This is a genomic window from Streptomyces sp. SID8352 (assembly GCF_009862265.1).
In the GTDB taxonomy this organism is placed as follows: domain Bacteria; phylum Actinomycetota; class Actinomycetes; order Streptomycetales; family Streptomycetaceae; genus Streptomyces.
Genome location: NZ_WWGX01000028.1, coordinates 68,165 through 84,088, shown reverse-complemented (window position 1 = coordinate 84,088; position 15,924 = coordinate 68,165). Strand labels below are relative to the sequence as shown.

Below are 15,924 nucleotides of genomic sequence, written 5' to 3'. Positions count from 1 at the left end.
TGCCTGCTCGTTGATCTGGTGTGATCGAGGGTGGGGACATGCGGCGTCTGCCGCCCGCTGCGCAGGAGGATCTGCGGTTGCGGGTGGTGAGCGCGCTGGAGTCGGGGCGGGTTCGGACGTACGGCCAGGCGGCGGAGATGTTCGGGTCTCCGAGCGGTCGGTGGGCACGTGGTGGCGGGCCAGCCGCACCGGCGGGGGGTCTGTCGAACGAGTGGTGTAACCAGGGTGGTTGAGGATTACTGACGGGCTGCGGAGAGGCGGCCGTCGAAGGTGACGTCGAAGGCGTTCAGTGCGGTCTTCCAGCGCATGGTCCAGCGAGCCTGGCCCTTGCCGGTGGGATCGAGCGACATGATTGCCATGTAGACGCACTTCAACGCGGCCTGCTCGTTGGGGAAGTGGCCGCGGGCCTTGACCGCCCGCCGGATCCTGGCGTTGACGGACTCGATGGCATTGGTCGTGCAGACGATCCGGCGGATCTCGGTGTCGAAGCGGAGGAACGGGGTGAACTCCTCCCACGCGTTCTCCCAGAGCCCCACGATCGCCGGATACTTCCGGCCCCAGGCGTCGGCGAACTCCGCGAACCGCTCCAGGGCGGCCTCCTCAGTCGCCGCGGTGTAGACGGGCTTGAGGAGGCGGGCGATCTTGTCCCAGTCCTGGCGGGCGGCATAGCGGAAGGAGTTCCGCAGCAGGTGCACCACGCAGGTCCGCACGATCGTCTTCGGCCAGACCGTCTCGACCGCCTCGGGCAGGCCCTTGAACCCGTCGCAGACCAGCATCAGCACGTCGTTCACGCCACGGTTCTTGATCTCGGTGAGGATGTGCATCCAGGGCCTGGCGCCCCCACCGCCGTCGCCGGCCCACAGCCCGAGGATGTCGCGCCGGCCCTCAACGGTGACGGCCAGGGCCACGTAGATCGGCCGGTTGGCCACGGCGCCGTCGCGGATCTTCACGTGGATGGCGTCGATGAAGACCACCGGATAGACGGCATCGAGCGGCCGGTTCTGCCACTCGGCCATGCCGTCCAGGACCTTGTCGGTGATCGTGGAGATCGTCTGGCGGGATACGTCGGCGCCATAGACCTCCGCAAGGTGGGCCTGGGCCTCCCCGGCGGTTAGGCCCTTCGCAGCGAGCGAGATGACCATCTCGTCCACGCCGGTCAGACGCTTCTGCCGCTTCTTGACGATCCTCGGCTCGAAGCTGCCTTCCCGATCGCGGGGCACGGCTATCCCGACCGGGCCGACGTCGGTGAGCACGGTCTTGGCACGGATGCCGTTGCGTGAGTTGCCGCCGTTCTTCCCGGCCGGGTCGTGCTTGTCATAGCCGAGATGGTCTGTGATCCCGCCCTCGAGAGCGGATTCCAGGAGCCACTTGGTCAGCTGCTGGAGCAGCCCGCCCTCGCCGGTCAGCCGAAGGCCCTCGGCCTGAGCCCGGCCCACCAGCTCGTCGATCAGCTGGTCGTCCACCGACTTTGCCGGCGCCGCCTCAGATGGCTCGACGGACTCGGCCTCGGTCATGTTGTTGCTGGTCATCGATGCATCTTCCATGATCGGGAGCTACACCGAACGTTTTACAGTCCCGGCGTGCTAGCGCTGGGCATGGCAGTGTCTGGTTCGACACAGACGGCCTGGCCGCGGTGGCAGCGTCAGTCGAGCCAGTCCAACGGCATCAGCGCGGTGCGATTGCCTTCGGCGTCGGGACGTACGCGGTGACGGTGGCCCAGTCGGCGTCTTCGATGGTGGAGGCGTCGCGGGGTTTTTCCGGGAAGAACGCCTGGGTGGGCTGGTCAAGCATGAGGAAGCCCGGGACGGGCCGGTTGTTGCGCCGCAGTTAGGTGTGCAGGGCGAGGTGGACGACCAGATGGTAGCCGATGTGGTCCTTGGCGCTGCCGATGCGGTGAGGGGCAGGCGTCCGGATCCGGGGCATCCGAAGCGGCGGTTGCTTGCTCTGAATGCCAGGGCGGCTGATGCGTCCGGTTCCGAGGGGGCCGGGGCACGGCAACGTGATCCGGCGACCCGACCACAGAAGAACCCGCACCTGGTACCAGGTGCGGGTTCTTCTGTGGTCGTGGGATGCTCAGCTTCGCCCCGGTAACGGATCGCATGCGTTCATGGTCGCCTGCGCATCTTCCGCCCCGTCGCACGCGAGCGCCCCGCCCTCTGCGCGAGATACAGAGGCGGGGCGCCCGTTCACATCAGGTCAACTGCCGACAAGTTCGCGCAGCACGTAGTGCAGGATGCCGCCGTTGCGGTAGTAGTCGGCCTCACCGGGGGTGTCGATGCGGACGACCGCGTCGAACTCGACGCCGCTGTCGGTGGTGACCTTGACCGTGCGCGGGGTCGTGCCGTCGTTCAGCTCGGTGACGCCGCTGACGGAGAAGGACTCCTCGCCGGTCAGGCCGAGGCTCTCCGCGGTCTGGCCCTCGGGGAACTGGAGCGGGAGGACGCCCATGCCGATGAGGTTGGAGCGGTGGATGCGCTCGTAGGACTCGGCGACGACGGCCTTGACGCCGAGCAGCGCGGTGCCCTTGGCCGCCCAGTCGCGGGACGAACCGGAGCCGTACTCCTTGCCGGCCAGGACGACCAGCGGGGTGCCCTGCGCGATGTAGTTGCGGGAGGCGTCGTAGATGAACGACACCGGGCCGCCGTCGCGGGTGAAGTCGCGGGTGTAGCCGCCCTCGGTGCCCGGCGCGATCTGGTTGCGCAGGCGGATGTTGGCGAACGTGCCGCGGATCATGACCTCGTGGTTGCCGCGGCGCGAGCCGTAGCTGTTGAAGTCGCGGCGCTCGATGCCGTGCTCCGTGAGGTACTGGCCGGCCGGGGTGTCGGCCTTGATGGCACCCGCCGGGGAGATGTGGTCGGTGGTGACCGAGTCGCCCAGCTTGGCGAGCACCCGGGCGCCGGTGATGTCCTCGACCGGGGCCGGCTCCATGCCCATGCCCTCGAAGTACGGGGGCTTGCGCACGTAGGTGGACTCGGCGTCCCAGTCGAAGGTGTCGCCGGTGGGGATGGGCAGCGCCTGCCACTGGGCGTCGCCCGCGAAGACGTCGCTGTAGGACTTGGTGAACATGTCCTCGCCGATGGCGTTGGCGACGACGTCGTTGACCTCGGCCTCGGAGGGCCAGATGTCCTTCAGGTAGACCGGGTTGCCGTCCTGGTCGGCACCCAGGGCGTCCCTGGTGATGTCCACCTTCATGGAGCCGGCCAGCGCGTAGGCGACGACCAGCGGCGGGGACGCCAGGTAGTTCATCTTGACGTCGGGGTTGATGCGGCCCTCGAAGTTCCGGTTGCCGGAGAGGACCGACGTCACGGCCAGGTCGTGGTCGTTGACGGCCTTGGAGACCTCGTCCGGCAGCGGGCCGGAGTTGCCGATGCAGGTGGTGCAGCCGTAACCGACCAGGTTGAAGCCGACCTTGTCGAGGTACGGGGTGAGGCCCGACTTCTCGAAGTAGTCGGTGACGACCTTGGAGCCCGGGGCGAGGGTGGTCTTGACCCACGGCTTGCGGGTCAGGCCCTTCTCGACCGCCTTCTTGGCCACCAGGGCGGCGGCGACCATGACGTACGGGTTGGAGGTGTTGGTGCAGGAGGTGATGGCCGCGACCGTCACCGCACCGTGGTCCAGTTCGTAGGTGGTGCCGTCGGGGGCGGTGACGGGGACCGGGTTGCTCGGGGCGCCATTGGAGACGGCCGGGGAGTCGGAGGCCGGGAAGGACTCCTTGCCCGCCTCGTCCACCACGTCCACGTAGTTGAGGACGTCCGACGCGAACTGCTGCGCGGCGTTGGCGAGGACGATGCGGTCCTGCGGGCGCTTCGGGCCGGCGATGGAGGGCACGACCGTGGAGAGGTCGAGCTCCAGCTTCTCGGAGAAGTCCGGCTCGGCCTTCGGGTCCAGCCAGAGGCCCTGCTCCTTGGCGTACGCCTCGACGAGGGCGACCTGCTGGTCGCTGCGGCCGGTCAGGCGCAGGTAGTTCAGCGTCTCGTCGTCGATCGGGAAGATCGCGGCGGTGGAGCCGAACTCGGGCGACATGTTGCCGATGGTGGCGCGGTTGGCCAGGCTGGTCGCGGCCACGCCCTCGCCGTAGAACTCGACGAACTTGCCGACGACACCGTGCTTGCGCAGCATCTCGGTGATGGTGAGCACGAGGTCGGTGGCGGTGGTGCCGGGGGTCAGCTCACCGGTGAGCTTGAAGCCGACGACGCGCGGGATCAGCATGGAGACCGGCTGGCCGAGCATCGCGGCCTCGGCCTCGATGCCGCCGACGCCCCAGCCGAGCACGCCCAGGCCGTTGACCATGGTGGTGTGCGAGTCGGTGCCGACCAGGGTGTCGGGGTAGGCCTTGCCGTCACGGACCATGACGACGCGGGCCAGGTGCTCGATGTTCACCTGGTGGACGATGCCGGTGCCCGGCGGGACGACCTTGAACTCGTCGAACGCGGTCTGGCCCCAGCGCAGGAACTGGTAGCGCTCGCGGTTGCGGCCGTACTCCAGGTCGACGTTCTGCTTGAAGGCGTCGTTGGTGCCGAACTTGTCGGCGATGACGGAGTGGTCGATGACCAGCTCGGCCGGGGCCAGCGGGTTGATCTTCGCGGCGTCGCCGCCGAGGTCCTTCACGGCCTCGCGCATGGTGGCGAGGTCCACGACGCAGGGCACGCCGGTGAAGTCCTGCATGATCACGCGGGCCGGCGTGAACTGGATCTCCTGCGACGGCTGGGCCTGCGAGTCCCAGCCGCCGAGGGCACGGATGTGGTCGGCGGTGATGTTCGCGCCGTCCTCGGTGCGGAGCAGGTTCTCCAGCAGCACCTTCAGGCTGTAGGGAAGGCGCGCGGAGCCCTCGACCTTGTCCAGCCGGAAGATCTCGTACGACTCGTCGCCCACCTGCAGCGTGCTGCGGGCGTCGAAGCTGTTCGCCGACACGACAGTCTCCTTCATTGATGTGCGCGTACCACCGCATCCTGCCGCCACACCGGCCCGACCGATCCGCTAAGGTAAGGCTTAGTTAGGTAACCCTCACTGGGTGGCGACCGCGGTGCGCCTGGCAGATATCTCGATGTCGAGATAACTGTAATACATGCGGGCCGACAGGTCATGTCCGGACCACTTCGTGGATACCGCGCGCCCCAGGGCGCCCGCATCCGGGAGGAGCGAGCGGCCGCCGGGCCGCGCCCGGGCGGGGCGACGGAGGGCGCGCGGGGCGCGGGAACCCCGCCCGTCCAGGATCGCCCGGAGCCCGGGTCCCCGGAACGGCGGATCCCTCACCGGGATGGACGGGGTCAACCTTCATCGCGGCGGAGGCGATCGCCATCGCGCGGAAACAGTCGTCATTTCGATGGAGGGGGGTACTCGTCACCTCGCGGCCGGAACCGCCCCCGGGGTGACAAACCATGCCGTGCCGGGCAACCGGGGCCGGACGCTGCGCCGTACCGGGAAGCAGAAGGCCCGGCCCCGGGCGGCCGGGCCACCGGAAGGAGCCACGCGGGCACGGCACGGGCGGGGCGTGGGCGGGCCGTGCGCACCGCGCGGGCCCGACACGGACCCGGCACCGGCGCCGTTCTGGCGGCGCATCACCCGAACGGACCCCCCTGGCGGGCGCCATCTCATATCTGAGATAGCCTCAACCTCATGGCAGACGACTACCTCGTACGCATCGGCAAGCTCATCCGTGATGCGCGGCAGCACCGCGGCTGGACGCAGTCCCAGCTCGCGGAGGCGCTCGGTACCAGCCAGAGCGCGGTCAACCGCATCGAACGCGGCAACCAGAACATCAGCCTTGAGATGATCGCGCGGATCGGTGAGGCGCTGGACAGCGAGATCGTCTCCCTGGGCTATGCCGGACCGATGCATCTGCGGGTGGTCGGCGGCCGCCGCCTCTCCGGGGCGATCGACGTCAAGACCAGCAAGAACGCGTGCGTCGCCCTGCTCTGCGCCTCCCTGCTCAACAAGGGGCGGACGGTGCTGCGGCGGGTCGCCCGCATCGAGGAGGTCTACCGCCTGCTGGAGGTCCTCAACTCCATCGGCGTCCGCACCCGCTGGATCAACGACGGCGTCGACCTGGAACTCGTGCCGCCGGCCGAGCTGGACATGGAGGCCATCGACGCCGAGGCGGCGGTGCGCACCCGCTCCATCATCATGTTCCTGGGCCCGCTGCTGCACCGGATGGACCGCTTCATGCTCCCGTACGCGGGCGGTTGCGACCTGGGCACCCGGACCATCGAGCCGCACATGATCGCGCTGCGCCGGTTCGGTCTGGAAGTGGCGGCGACCGAGGGCCAGTACCACGCGGCCGTCGACCGCTCGGCGCGCCCGGACCGCCCGATCGTCCTCACCGAACGCGGGGACACGGTCACCGAGAACGCGCTGCTGGCGGCGGCCCGGCACGAGGGCGTCACCGTCATCCGCAACGCGTCCTCCAACTACATGGTCCAGGACCTCTGCTTCTTCCTGGAGGCCCTGGGCGTCGAGGTCGAGGGCATCGGCACCACGACGCTGACGGTGCACGGCGTTCCGGTCATCGACGTCGACGTGGACTACTCCCCCTCCGAGGACCCGGTCGAGGCGATGAGCCTGCTGGCCGCGGCGGTGGTGACGGAGTCGGAGCTGACGGTGCGCCGGGTGCCGATCGAGTTCCTGGAGATCGAGCTGGCGGTCCTGGAGGAGATGGGCCTCGACCACGACCGCACCCCGGAGTACGTCGCGGACAACGGCCGCACGCGGCTGGTGGACCTCACCGTCCGGCCCTCCAAGCTGGAGGCGCCCATCGACAAGATCCACCCGATGCCGTTCCCCGGCCTGAACATCGACAACGTGCCGTTCTTCGCGGCCATCGCCGCCTCCGCGCAGGGCCAGACCCTCATCCACGACTGGGTCTACGACAACCGCGCGATCTATCTGACCGACCTCAACCGCCTCGGCGGGCGCCTCCAGTTGCTGGACCCGCACCGCGTCCTGGTCGAGGGCCCCACCCGCTGGCGCGCGGCCGAGATGATGTGCCCCCCGGCACTGCGTCCCGCCGTGGTCGTCCTCCTGGCGATGATGGCCGCCGAGGGCACGTCGGTGCTCCGCAACGTGTACGTCATCAACCGCGGCTACGAGGACCTGGCGGAGCGGCTGAACTCGATCGGGGCGCAGATCGAGACGTTCCGGGACATCTGAGGGCTCCCCGGGAAACCACCACCGCACCCGCTCCCTCCCGAGTCGCGTGAACGCGAGGCGGGAGGGGGCGGGCAGGCGCCTCTCGGGCCGCTCCGGGGCTTCCGGTCGGGCGTGAAGGCCCTGGAGCCGCACGCACTCCACACGACGCCTCGTCGGAACGAGGCGCAGGTCGAGGGAGTGCGCCGGTACTCGTAGAGCTGCGCGCCCGCCGTGGCCACGGGGCACGCCTCAGCGGGGCTCCGTGCCTAGGTCCGTGAGCAGGTCGTTCAGCACCGTCTCCTCCTCGACCCGGACACCGCACTCGGCGAGTGCGACGGCCAGGGCCGGGTCCCAGGGGGTCGCGGCGGGCGGGCCCGTCAGCGCCGGGGCCCCGGCCACTGCGGTCACCGCCGCTCGGTAGTCCGCCGCCGTGTAGCGCCACGGACGCCAAGGGACGCTTCGCGCCAGTGTTGTGGCGATGCGCACCCCGCCCCAGTCGAAGTCGCCGTGGTAGAGAAGGCGGGCTCCCCGCGACGACTGGTCGCGCAGCAACGCGAGCGCGGCGGCCGACGGCTGCCCCTGAAGGCACACCAGGGGAGGGCACGCCCGGCCCAGGGTGTCGGCGGCAGCGGACAGCACCGCGGGGTTCTCGCAGACGTGAACGGTTCCCGTCAGGGGAACGGAGGCAACCGGTGCGCGGCCGGTGAGGGAGCGGAGGGTCAGCACCGCCGGCTCCCCGGCGTCGGCCAGCCAGTCCAGGGCCGGGGTACCGCGCAGGTTGAGGGTGAGGACGGTCGATGACAGGTCGTCCTTGAGCAGGCCTGCCGAGGCCCACGCCTCCCGCCGCCACTGCGCCCCGGAGCCGTCGGGGAAGCCGGTGAGGCACCGGATGCCGGACAGGACGAGAGTGGCGAGCGGCGTCCCCTCGTCCAGGGCATGCGCGCCCGGGAGGTTCCGTGCCGCGAACGTCGCCCGCGACGTCGGCGGTGACGCGGGCAGCGCGCGCAACGCGCGCACGGCGGCCTCCACCAAGGGGGCCGCCGCCTCCGGTGTGCGGGCGAGGCGTCGTACGAGACCGTCGCCGCGGATCCGTTCGGCCCAGGGGGCCAGCTCCGCGTCGAGGGTGCCGAGTGGGGCGTACGCCTCCTCCCAGGCCCGTTCCTCCCTCTCCCGTGTCTCGGTGTGCAGTACGACCGGCCCGGCGAGGGCGACGACGGCCACCGTCAGTCCGCCCGGGCTGACACCGGAGCGACGGAGGATCTCGTCCACGGTCTCGAGGCGAATGCCGAGGGCGCCGCGGGCTCGTGGTGCCCGTCCCAGGAGACGTTCGGCGGCCCGGCGTTGGGATTCCTCAGGGTCGGACAGGGTGACGGAGCCCGTGAGCGGCCGGCCGCGTGCCATCCGTTGCCGCACGCGGTCCACGAACCAGCCGAGGCCGGGATCGCCGAGCAGGCGCCCGAGGCGCTCGGTGTCGACGCCGGGACCGGCTGCCGCCGGTGCGAGCCTTTTCGGCACCGCGTCCGCGGTGGCGTCCGGCCCAGTCGTGCGTCCGGGCGCCGCCCCGCCTCCGCCGTGGCCGGGCGGGGCCGTCGCACGGTTCACGTCCACAGGGCCTCCTGTCCGTCGGCACTGTCGACCACGGCGGTCCGCCCGGGCCCACGGGATGGGCTCACAGGTCCGTCGGGCGACTGGCCGGAGTCACCGGCAGCGGCGGCGAACGCGTGCGCCCGGTCGGCGGGCTCCGTGCCGCGCCGACGTTCGCTGCCGTCCCATTCCCACCGGGTCACCAGTACGGCGTCGATGTCGTCGACGCGGGAGAGCTGGGCGATGGCGATGCCCGGCACCTGGGGGTAGCAGGCCCATTCGCGCTCGCTGGTCATGACGACGTCGAGGTCGAAGGCGCGCAGCAGACCGAGGCACTTGGCGCGTGAGTCGTCGTCGACGCCGGCGAACGCTTCGTCCAGGGTGACCAGGCGCGGGGCGTGCGCGCCGCCCGCGCTCGCGTAGTGCGAGGACGCGGCGGCGAACAGGGGCACGGAGGCGGCCAGCACCCGCTCCCCTCCCGAGGCGGGGCCGGTGGCCGGCACCCACTTGCCGTGCTGGTGGCGTTCGACGCCGAACTCGTGCCAGGACCGGTAGTCGAGGGCCGCGGTGAGGTCCTCCAGCCAGCTGCCGGCGCTGTTGTCGGCCTGCCGGTGGGCGATCTGCTCCTGGAGGAACGCGCCGACCGCGGCCCGGTCCTCGGGCGACCACGCGTCGGCCGACTGACGCAGCCGTTCGCGGGCCTGAGCCAGTCCCTGCGGAGCCCGGCGGGAGGCCCTCCACACCAGCCGCAGCTTCATGCCCGTGGAGGTCGGGCGCTCCTCCAGTTCCCCGTTCATGGCGGCCACCTGCCGTTCGGCCGCCCCGATCAGTTCCTGGAGCGTCCCGGCGACCTCGGTGATCAGATGGGTCTGGAGGATCTCGCGCTCGCGGACGGACAGGATGCGGGTCAGTTCCGCGACCTCCACGGCCAGCGCCTCCGCGAGTTCGGGCACGGCACGTTCCCGGCCCTGGTAGACGATGTCGACCCGCATACCGTCCTCGCTCGGACGGGCGGTGGCGGTGTGGCCGTGCCGCGACAGCCCGTCCTGAAGCCTGCCGAACTCCTCGCTCAGCCGCTTCTGCACGCGCTCCCAGGCCGCGTCGGTGTCGTCGACCGCGGAGAGCCGGGACTCCATCGCCCGCGCGAGGGCGACGGCGGGGGTCGCCGCCCATGTCCCTCCGCCGTCGTCCGGTACATCGATGTCGGGCAGTGCGACGGCGAGCAGTCCCGTCGCGGCGAACCGCTGGAGCGCCGCGACCGCTTCCTCCCGCGCGGCGGTCGCCTCGGTGACGTCCTCGGTGAGCCGCTCGATGCGTCCCCCGGCGTGGCTGGCCCGCCGGTCGGCGTCACCGTACTCCGCCCGCGCCCGCCGTTGCTCGCTCTCGCAGGCACGGGCCGCCTCGGCGGTCTCCTCCAGTTTCCTCTGCAACTCGGCGACGGCCGCGCCGACGGTGGAGCGGAGTGTCGTGAGGTGTTCGTCCGCCGCCGCGGCCGACCGGCCCGCCTCCGTGGCGCGCTCCGCGAGTTCGGACACGTGGAGTTCGGCCCTCCCGGTCTCCTCCCGCTCACCGGCCACCGCGTGCTCGGCCTCCGCGTGCTCGCGCAGCGCCGGCCACAGGGCCGCCAGGAGGGCGGTGTGGTCGGTGAGCGCACGGCGCACGGCGCCCAGTGCCGTGTGGTCCGCGGGGAGGTCGAGGGCCGCCGCGGTGTCGGTGAGTTCGGCCGCCGCACGATCGGCCCACTCCGCCGCCGGAGCCAGTTCCGCGGCACGTTCGTCCCGCCGGGCCCGGGCCCGGCGGACCGCTTCGGCCGCGGCGGCGACGCGTGCGTGGGCGCGCCGCAGGTCGTCGTCGCCTGGCAGTGCGGCGAGTTCGGCGTCCAGCGTGGAGCGGCGCCCGGCCACGGCGCGGGACTCCTCGGCCAGCCGTTCCCGCTCCGCCGTCAGGCCGTCGATCTCGGCGCGCAGTTCCCCGACGCGGACACGGCGCGCCTGCTCCCGCGCGCCCTCCCCCACGTACTGGGCACTCTCCTTGGCCCAGCTCCCGGTGAGCGCCCCGACGCGGAAGCGCCCGTCCCGGCAGACCCAGGTGTCGTGGCCGCCGGCCGCCGAGGAGGCCTCGCCGGACCCGTCGCCGTCGCCCGCGACCAGCCCGATCGAGGCGAGCAGGCGTGCGACCGCCTCCTTCCCCACGGTGGCGGCCGCCGCGTCCGCGGGGTCGACGGCCGGGCACAGCGCGCGGTCGAGTCCGGGCCCGCCGGGCAGCCCGACCGGGTCGAGCAGCACGTCGTGTCCGTCCGCCGCGACCGCGGAGCCGTCCGGCCGCACCCAGGCGTCGAGGAGCCCCGAAGCCTGCAGCGCGGCTTCCAGTCCCGCGCGGTCGGCCGCGGCGACGTGCGGGTGGAAGTCGACAAGCCTCCACAGCGGCGCGCCGGGGCCCCGGTCCCGTACGCCGGGTGTGCGCGTGGGGGGAGCCGCGGGACCGCGCTCCCCGCCTGATTCGAGGGCGGTCAGTTCCTCCCCCGCCAGTCGCTGCCGCTCCGCCGTCGCCGCCTCGCGGTGGGCCAGTCCGGCCGCCCGGTCGGCCAGGCGGGAGGCGGCGGCGCGATGCGCCTCGCTCGCCGCCGTACGGGCCGGCATCGGGCCGTCCAGAGAGCTCGACCAGTCCTGCACGGCGTCCAGGACCCCGGGCAGCCCGGGCACCCGCAGCTCCGCACACCCGGAGAGTCGCTCCCGCACGGCCGCGACCAGCGCCCGCCGCTCCCCGTCGACCTCCTCCTCCGCCTCGGCCAGTCGCTCCTCCCCGTGCACGACCTCCGCATCGGCCTCGTCGACGCGCAGCCGAGCCGCACGGTGCCGCTCCTCGGCCTGCCCGGCCCGTGTGACGAGCTCCGCCACGTGCTCGACGGCGCGCTGCCTCCTCGCGGTCGCCGCGTCCGCCTCCCGGCGCAGAACCGCGTCGAGGGCTCCCTCCGTCCTGGGGGGTTCGAGACCGGCGGCCAGCGCGCTCTCGGCCGTCCGGTCCCGGATCCCGTCCAACGCCTCGCCGGCTGCCGTGAGCCGGTTGTCCGCGGTGGCGAGCCGGCCCAGGGCCCGGGTGTGTGCCTCGGCCGCCGTACGCCGGTCCGCCTCGGCCCGCTTCAGGTCTCCCGCCGTGCGGGAGGCGTCGTCCGCCGCCCGGTCGAGCGCACGGGCGTCGCGCATCTCGGGCCGGGAGCGCAGCGTGGCCTCCTGGGCGGCCAGCCGTGCGGCCCGCTCGTCGAGGACGACGCCCCTCGCCGCGGCCTCGTCGCGTTCCGTCGAGGCCCGGTCCCGGTCCGCCTGTGTCCTGGCGAGCTCCCGTTGCAGGTTCTCGTAACGGGCGTGTTCGCGGCGGGGCAGGCGGGCGCGGCGCCGGGAGGCGAGGCGGGCGTAGCGGCGGTAGTGGTCGAGGAACGCCGTGGACGCCTGTTCGGCCTCGCGGGCCGCCCGCAGTTCCTCCTTCTCCTCGTCCAGCGACCGGAAGGCCTCCGCCGCGTCGGCGACGACCGCCTGGTCCATCGGCGGGAGCGCCTCGGTCAGCGCCCGGGAGAGGGCGGCCTCGCTGGGCCGCTTGGACAGCTGGGGCTGACGCAGCTGGATCAGGAGGTCGACGAGGGCGCCGTAGCGCCGCTCCCCCAGTCCGAAGAGCGCTTCGTCGACGGCCCTGCGGTAGGCCTTCGCCGTGTCGTACACCATGCCGTGGGAGCCGACCGCCTCGGCCAGCCGGTCCCGGGACAGGGCCGTCCCGGTAGCGTCCAGCAGGTCGAGGCCGGCGCCGACCCGCTGGCCGGTGACCGCGAACCAGTGGCGGGCGATACCGCGTCCGGCGGCCGCCTTGAGTCCGCACAGCAGGGTGCGAAAGTGCGCCTCACCCGTACCGTCGTCGAGTCGTCCGAACTCGATCCAGGTGTATCCGAGCCGTTCGGGGTGCGGGTGCGCGCCGCCCAGGAGGAGGTTCCACTCCATGCGCTTGCCGGGGTCGCCGTCGGGTTCGACGCGGCGCGCGGAGAGGTCGCCGTCCAGGAGGAACGGGAGGGTGAGGGCGAGCACCTTCGACTTGCCGGTGCCGTTGTTGCCGCGCAGCAGCAGCCGGCCGTCGCGGAACCAGAACTCCTCGACGTCGTAGTGGAAGAGATCGACGAGTCCGATGCGCAGGGGCCGCCACCGGCCGGGCGCGGGAGCGGGCAGGGCGGGGCCGGGCGAATCGGGTCCGGAGAGCGCGGTCACGGGGCGGTTCACCTTTCGTCCTGCACGGGTTGCGCGGGGTGCACGGGTTGCGCGGAGTGCGCGGGGTGCGCGGGTTGCTCCGTCGTGGCGGACCGGCGGGTCCGTCCGGGTGCCGTGACCACGGGTTCACCGACCGCGTACCGCGCGAGGGCCGGCCTCGGTACGACGCCCCCTCCGGTGCGCTCGGCGAGCCCCAGCGCCACCAGCCTGGCCAGCGCCTGCTCGACCAGTTCGGGCTCCGCTCCCGGTTCCCTCGCCGACTTGGACCAGAAACCGCCGTGCTCCACGGCCAGTTCGCGGACACGGACCGCCAGTTCCGCCGGGTCGACGGGCCCGTCCGCCCGGGCCAGGTGCTGCGCCAGCAGCAGGGTGATGTGACCGTGGGTGCCCTGTTCCGGCATGCGTGCGTCCGTGAGGTCGTCCAGCGGGTCGACCATGGCGATGCCCTCGGCCCGGGTCTCGGGGACGAGTCCCGTCAGCTCGTTGATGCGGGCGGTGATGAATCCGCGCTGCCGGGTGAGGTAGGCCAGTTCGTCGTCGGTCAGGTCGTCGTAGTACAGCACCGGGTCGTCCAGCAGGATGCGGGTCAGTTTCCAGCGGAGCGCGCGGAACCTGAGCTCGTCGCTGTCGAGCACGGTCGGCGCGGTCATCTCCGCCAGGCGCTCCTCGAAGCCCTCGGCCTCGACCAGGGAGGGACCCCGCAGGGACGCGGGCATCCCGGCCAGCACGCGCCGCCGCACGTCGTACAGCACGTCGCCCGATCCGCTGACGTAGGCGTCCTCGTCGCCGGCGACCCTCCGCAGCACGCCGAGCCGCAGCAGCAGACGGACGACGGCCGCGAGGTCGAGGCGCTCGTCGCGCCGCTCCAGGGTGAACGTGATCCCGGCCGCGACGAGCGCGGGATCGGCGGCGGCAAGGACGACCTGTTCGGCGAGGCGGCCGAGCGCCACCTGCGACTCGCCCCGTTCCAGCGCGGCCAGGGCCAGGCAGAGCAGGACGTAGCGGCGGCGGGTGAAGGGCAGGGCGCTGCGGGCGGCCTCGCGCGCCGGGTGTGTGGCGTCGGTGAGGGTGCCCGGTGTCTTGCGCAGCCGTGCGGCGTCGGCGTCCGTGCGCAGCGCCCAGCCGACATTGCGTTCGAACCACTCCCGCAGCTCGGCGGTGTGCCGACGCACCAGCTTGAACTCGTCCGCGTACGGCCCGTCGGCCGTGAGCAGCGGCTGCTTCAGGAGGGCGCGCGCGGCCTTCCGGAGGTCTGCCTGCCGCTGGCCGTCGAGGACCTCGGCGAGGGGGCCGCTCATCGGTCCTCCAGGAGTCGGGCAGTGGTGTCCCCTCGCGGGGCGGGGAGGGGTACGGATGCCGTCGGCGGGGCGGCGGCGGGGCCGCCGCGTCCCGCCGTGAGGTCGACGATGTCGATCAGGTGGTCGGGACCGCTGAACACGCCGTCGGGAGTGTGCACCTCGGCTGTCGATCCGTCGCCGGGGGCGGTCAGCCGGATCTCCATCGAACCGTCCCCGCTGGTGGCGACGGTGGTGACGGTGCCCGGCCGCCAGGTGGCGAGCGCGTCGCCGAGCAGCCGCAGGAACAACTGGAAGGCATGCGGGTCGAGTCCGCCGAGCCGGGACAGCCGCACGGGTCCGTCCGTCACGAGACGGTCCCGCGCCCGTCTGGTCTCCTCCGTCTGCCGGGCGGCGATCTCGGCGAGCCGCCGCTTCGCCTCCCCGCGGTCGGCCACCCGGCGCGGCCTGCCGCGCCTCTCATAGCTGCCGGTGCGGCGCAGCTGCGGGCTGATCCTCAGTGGTCGCGCCTCGCTCCACGGGATGGAGGCCGGCTCGGGGTCGGCCGTCCGTCCGTCGAGGGTCTCGGCGTCGACGGTCAGGTGCCGGGAGGAGTGCAGCCCGAACGCCACGCGCCACAGCCGGTGCCGCGCCGCGTCGTCCGGGGCCTGGGCGAACCAGCGCGCGAGGGTGCGGAAGTCGGCCGAGCGGTCCGAGCGTCCGGCCCGCCGCTCGTTGAGCTGCCGTACGACGGTCAGAAGCTGCGGTATGGAGCCGAGTGCCCGCCCACGCAGCAGTCTGGCCTGCGACTCCCGCCCCTCTCCCGACACGAACCACTCGGCGAGCCCGGACCACCGGGCGGCCCACCGCTCGTACGCCACCGCCTCCGCCCGCTCGGCGTCCTCGGGAGCGGCGTCGGCGGCCTCGCGGGCGGCGGCGATCCGCAGCAGCGGACCGACCCGCTCCTGCTCCTCCAGCTCCCCGATGAGCAGGGCGATCCGCCCGCCGAGGGTGATGAGGTCCTGGATGAACCGCTCCAGGTACTGGATCAACCGGTCCTTGTAGGCGAGGAACGCCTCCACCTCGATGTCGTGCAGGTCGATGGTGCGCTGGAGCGAGCCCATGAAGGCGCGGGCGTTGTCGGCGAGGTCGGTGAACCGCGCGGTCAGCACGGACAGAGCGAGGTGTGCCTTGGCCGGGTCGGGCCCGTCCTCCGCGGCGATCACCAGGAGCGCCCGCAGCTGCGTGACGATGTCGTGCAGCGCGACCGCCTGGAGTTCGCCGCGCCGCCCCAGCACCTCGTCGTACGTCCCCAGCGCGGCCTCGGCCGCCTCACCGACCCGGGTGAGCTGGTAGATGAACCGCCTGCGGTAGAAGTCCTCCACCGCCGTCACCCGCGCGTGATCGGGGTCGGCCCGCAGGTTGCCCCACTCCACGAGCTGGTCCAGCGCCTGCGTCACCGCGTCCGGGTCGGCGGGCCTGCTCCCGGCGTCCAGGGCGGCGTGCACGTCCTCCGGTCGCAGATGCACCGCGAACCGCTCCTTGGCGGCGAGGAAGGCGCGCATGACCTGGCGGTAGAGGGGGGCGTTGGGGGCGGTGAGGTGGGCGAACGGAGAGTAGTCACTGGCGGTCATCCCGCCGCATTCTTCCACCAGGACCCCTGGCCCACATGGGAGTCGCGAACACTCGCTCCG

Annotated in this window: 8 protein-coding genes; 1 reads left to right on the top strand and 7 read right to left on the bottom strand. The window is 72.4% G+C overall.

The window, feature by feature from the left end; translation table 11 throughout:
* Positions 1 to 236: 236 nt before the first annotated feature.
* From GTY84_RS09080 to acnA, 3 genes are all read right to left on the bottom strand, one after another.
* Positions 237 to 1,529: an IS256 family transposase gene (locus GTY84_RS09080; RefSeq protein ID WP_161225628.1), complete on the bottom strand. Its 1,293-nt coding sequence runs from the start codon at positions 1,527 to 1,529 to the stop codon at positions 237 to 239.
* 136 nt (positions 1,530 to 1,665) lie between these two features.
* On the bottom strand, positions 1,666 to 1,791 hold the full coding sequence (locus tag GTY84_RS33595; RefSeq protein ID WP_237532148.1) for a hypothetical protein: 126 nt from the start codon (positions 1,789 to 1,791) through the stop codon (positions 1,666 to 1,668).
* A gap of 405 nt (positions 1,792 to 2,196) precedes the next feature.
* Positions 2,197 to 4,911 (bottom strand): aconitate hydratase AcnA, encoded by a 2,715-nt coding sequence (gene acnA / locus GTY84_RS09070; RefSeq protein WP_161225649.1) that lies wholly within the window; start codon positions 4,909 to 4,911, stop codon positions 2,197 to 2,199.
* Between the two features lie 705 nt (positions 4,912 to 5,616).
* Between acnA and GTY84_RS09065 the strand changes: the two genes are divergently transcribed.
* Positions 5,617 to 7,146 carry a UDP-N-acetylglucosamine 1-carboxyvinyltransferase gene (locus tag GTY84_RS09065; RefSeq protein ID WP_161225627.1) on the top strand — a complete coding sequence of 510 codons (1,530 nt, stop codon included), beginning with the start codon at positions 5,617 to 5,619 and terminating at the stop codon, positions 7,144 to 7,146.
* A gap of 228 nt (positions 7,147 to 7,374) precedes the next feature.
* Here the strand turns inward: GTY84_RS09065 and GTY84_RS09060 are convergent, their stop codons facing one another.
* The 4 genes from GTY84_RS09060 to GTY84_RS09045 form a co-directional block, all read right to left on the bottom strand.
* The gene (locus GTY84_RS09060) at positions 7,375 to 8,547 is read right to left on the bottom strand and encodes a TIGR02679 family protein (protein WP_345943377.1); all 1,173 of its coding nucleotides are present in this window, start codon (positions 8,545 to 8,547) and stop codon (positions 7,375 to 7,377) included.
* 176 nt (positions 8,548 to 8,723) lie between these two features.
* The gene (locus GTY84_RS09055; RefSeq protein ID WP_161225626.1) at positions 8,724 to 12,956 is read right to left on the bottom strand and encodes a TIGR02680 family protein; all 4,233 of its coding nucleotides are present in this window, start codon (positions 12,954 to 12,956) and stop codon (positions 8,724 to 8,726) included.
* Positions 12,957 to 12,964: 8 nt separating this feature from the next.
* On the bottom strand, positions 12,965 to 14,254 hold the full coding sequence (locus GTY84_RS09050) for a TIGR02678 family protein (protein WP_161225625.1): 1,290 nt from the start codon (positions 14,252 to 14,254) through the stop codon (positions 12,965 to 12,967).
* Positions 14,251 to 15,864 (bottom strand): TIGR02677 family protein, encoded by a 1,614-nt coding sequence (locus GTY84_RS09045; protein WP_161225624.1) that lies wholly within the window; start codon positions 15,862 to 15,864, stop codon positions 14,251 to 14,253. Before GTY84_RS09045 ends, GTY84_RS09050 begins: the two co-directional genes overlap by 4 nt.
* Positions 15,865 to 15,924 lie beyond the last annotated feature (60 nt).

Coding starts and splice junctions, on each gene's coding strand:
- GTY84_RS09080 (WP_161225628.1), bottom strand. CDS start 1,529: ATGACCAGCAACAACATGACCGAGGCCGAGTCCGTCGAGCCATCTGAG.
- GTY84_RS09045 (WP_161225624.1), bottom strand. CDS start 15,864: ATGACCGCCAGTGACTACTCTCCGTTCGCCCACCTCACCGCCCCCAAC.
- GTY84_RS09050 (WP_161225625.1), bottom strand. CDS start 14,254: ATGAGCGGCCCCCTCGCCGAGGTCCTCGACGGCCAGCGGCAGGCAGAC.
- GTY84_RS33595 (WP_237532148.1), bottom strand. CDS start 1,791: ATGCTTGACCAGCCCACCCAGGCGTTCTTCCCGGAAAAACCCCGCGAC.
- GTY84_RS09065 (WP_161225627.1), top strand. CDS start 5,617: ATGGCAGACGACTACCTCGTACGCATCGGCAAGCTCATCCGTGATGCG.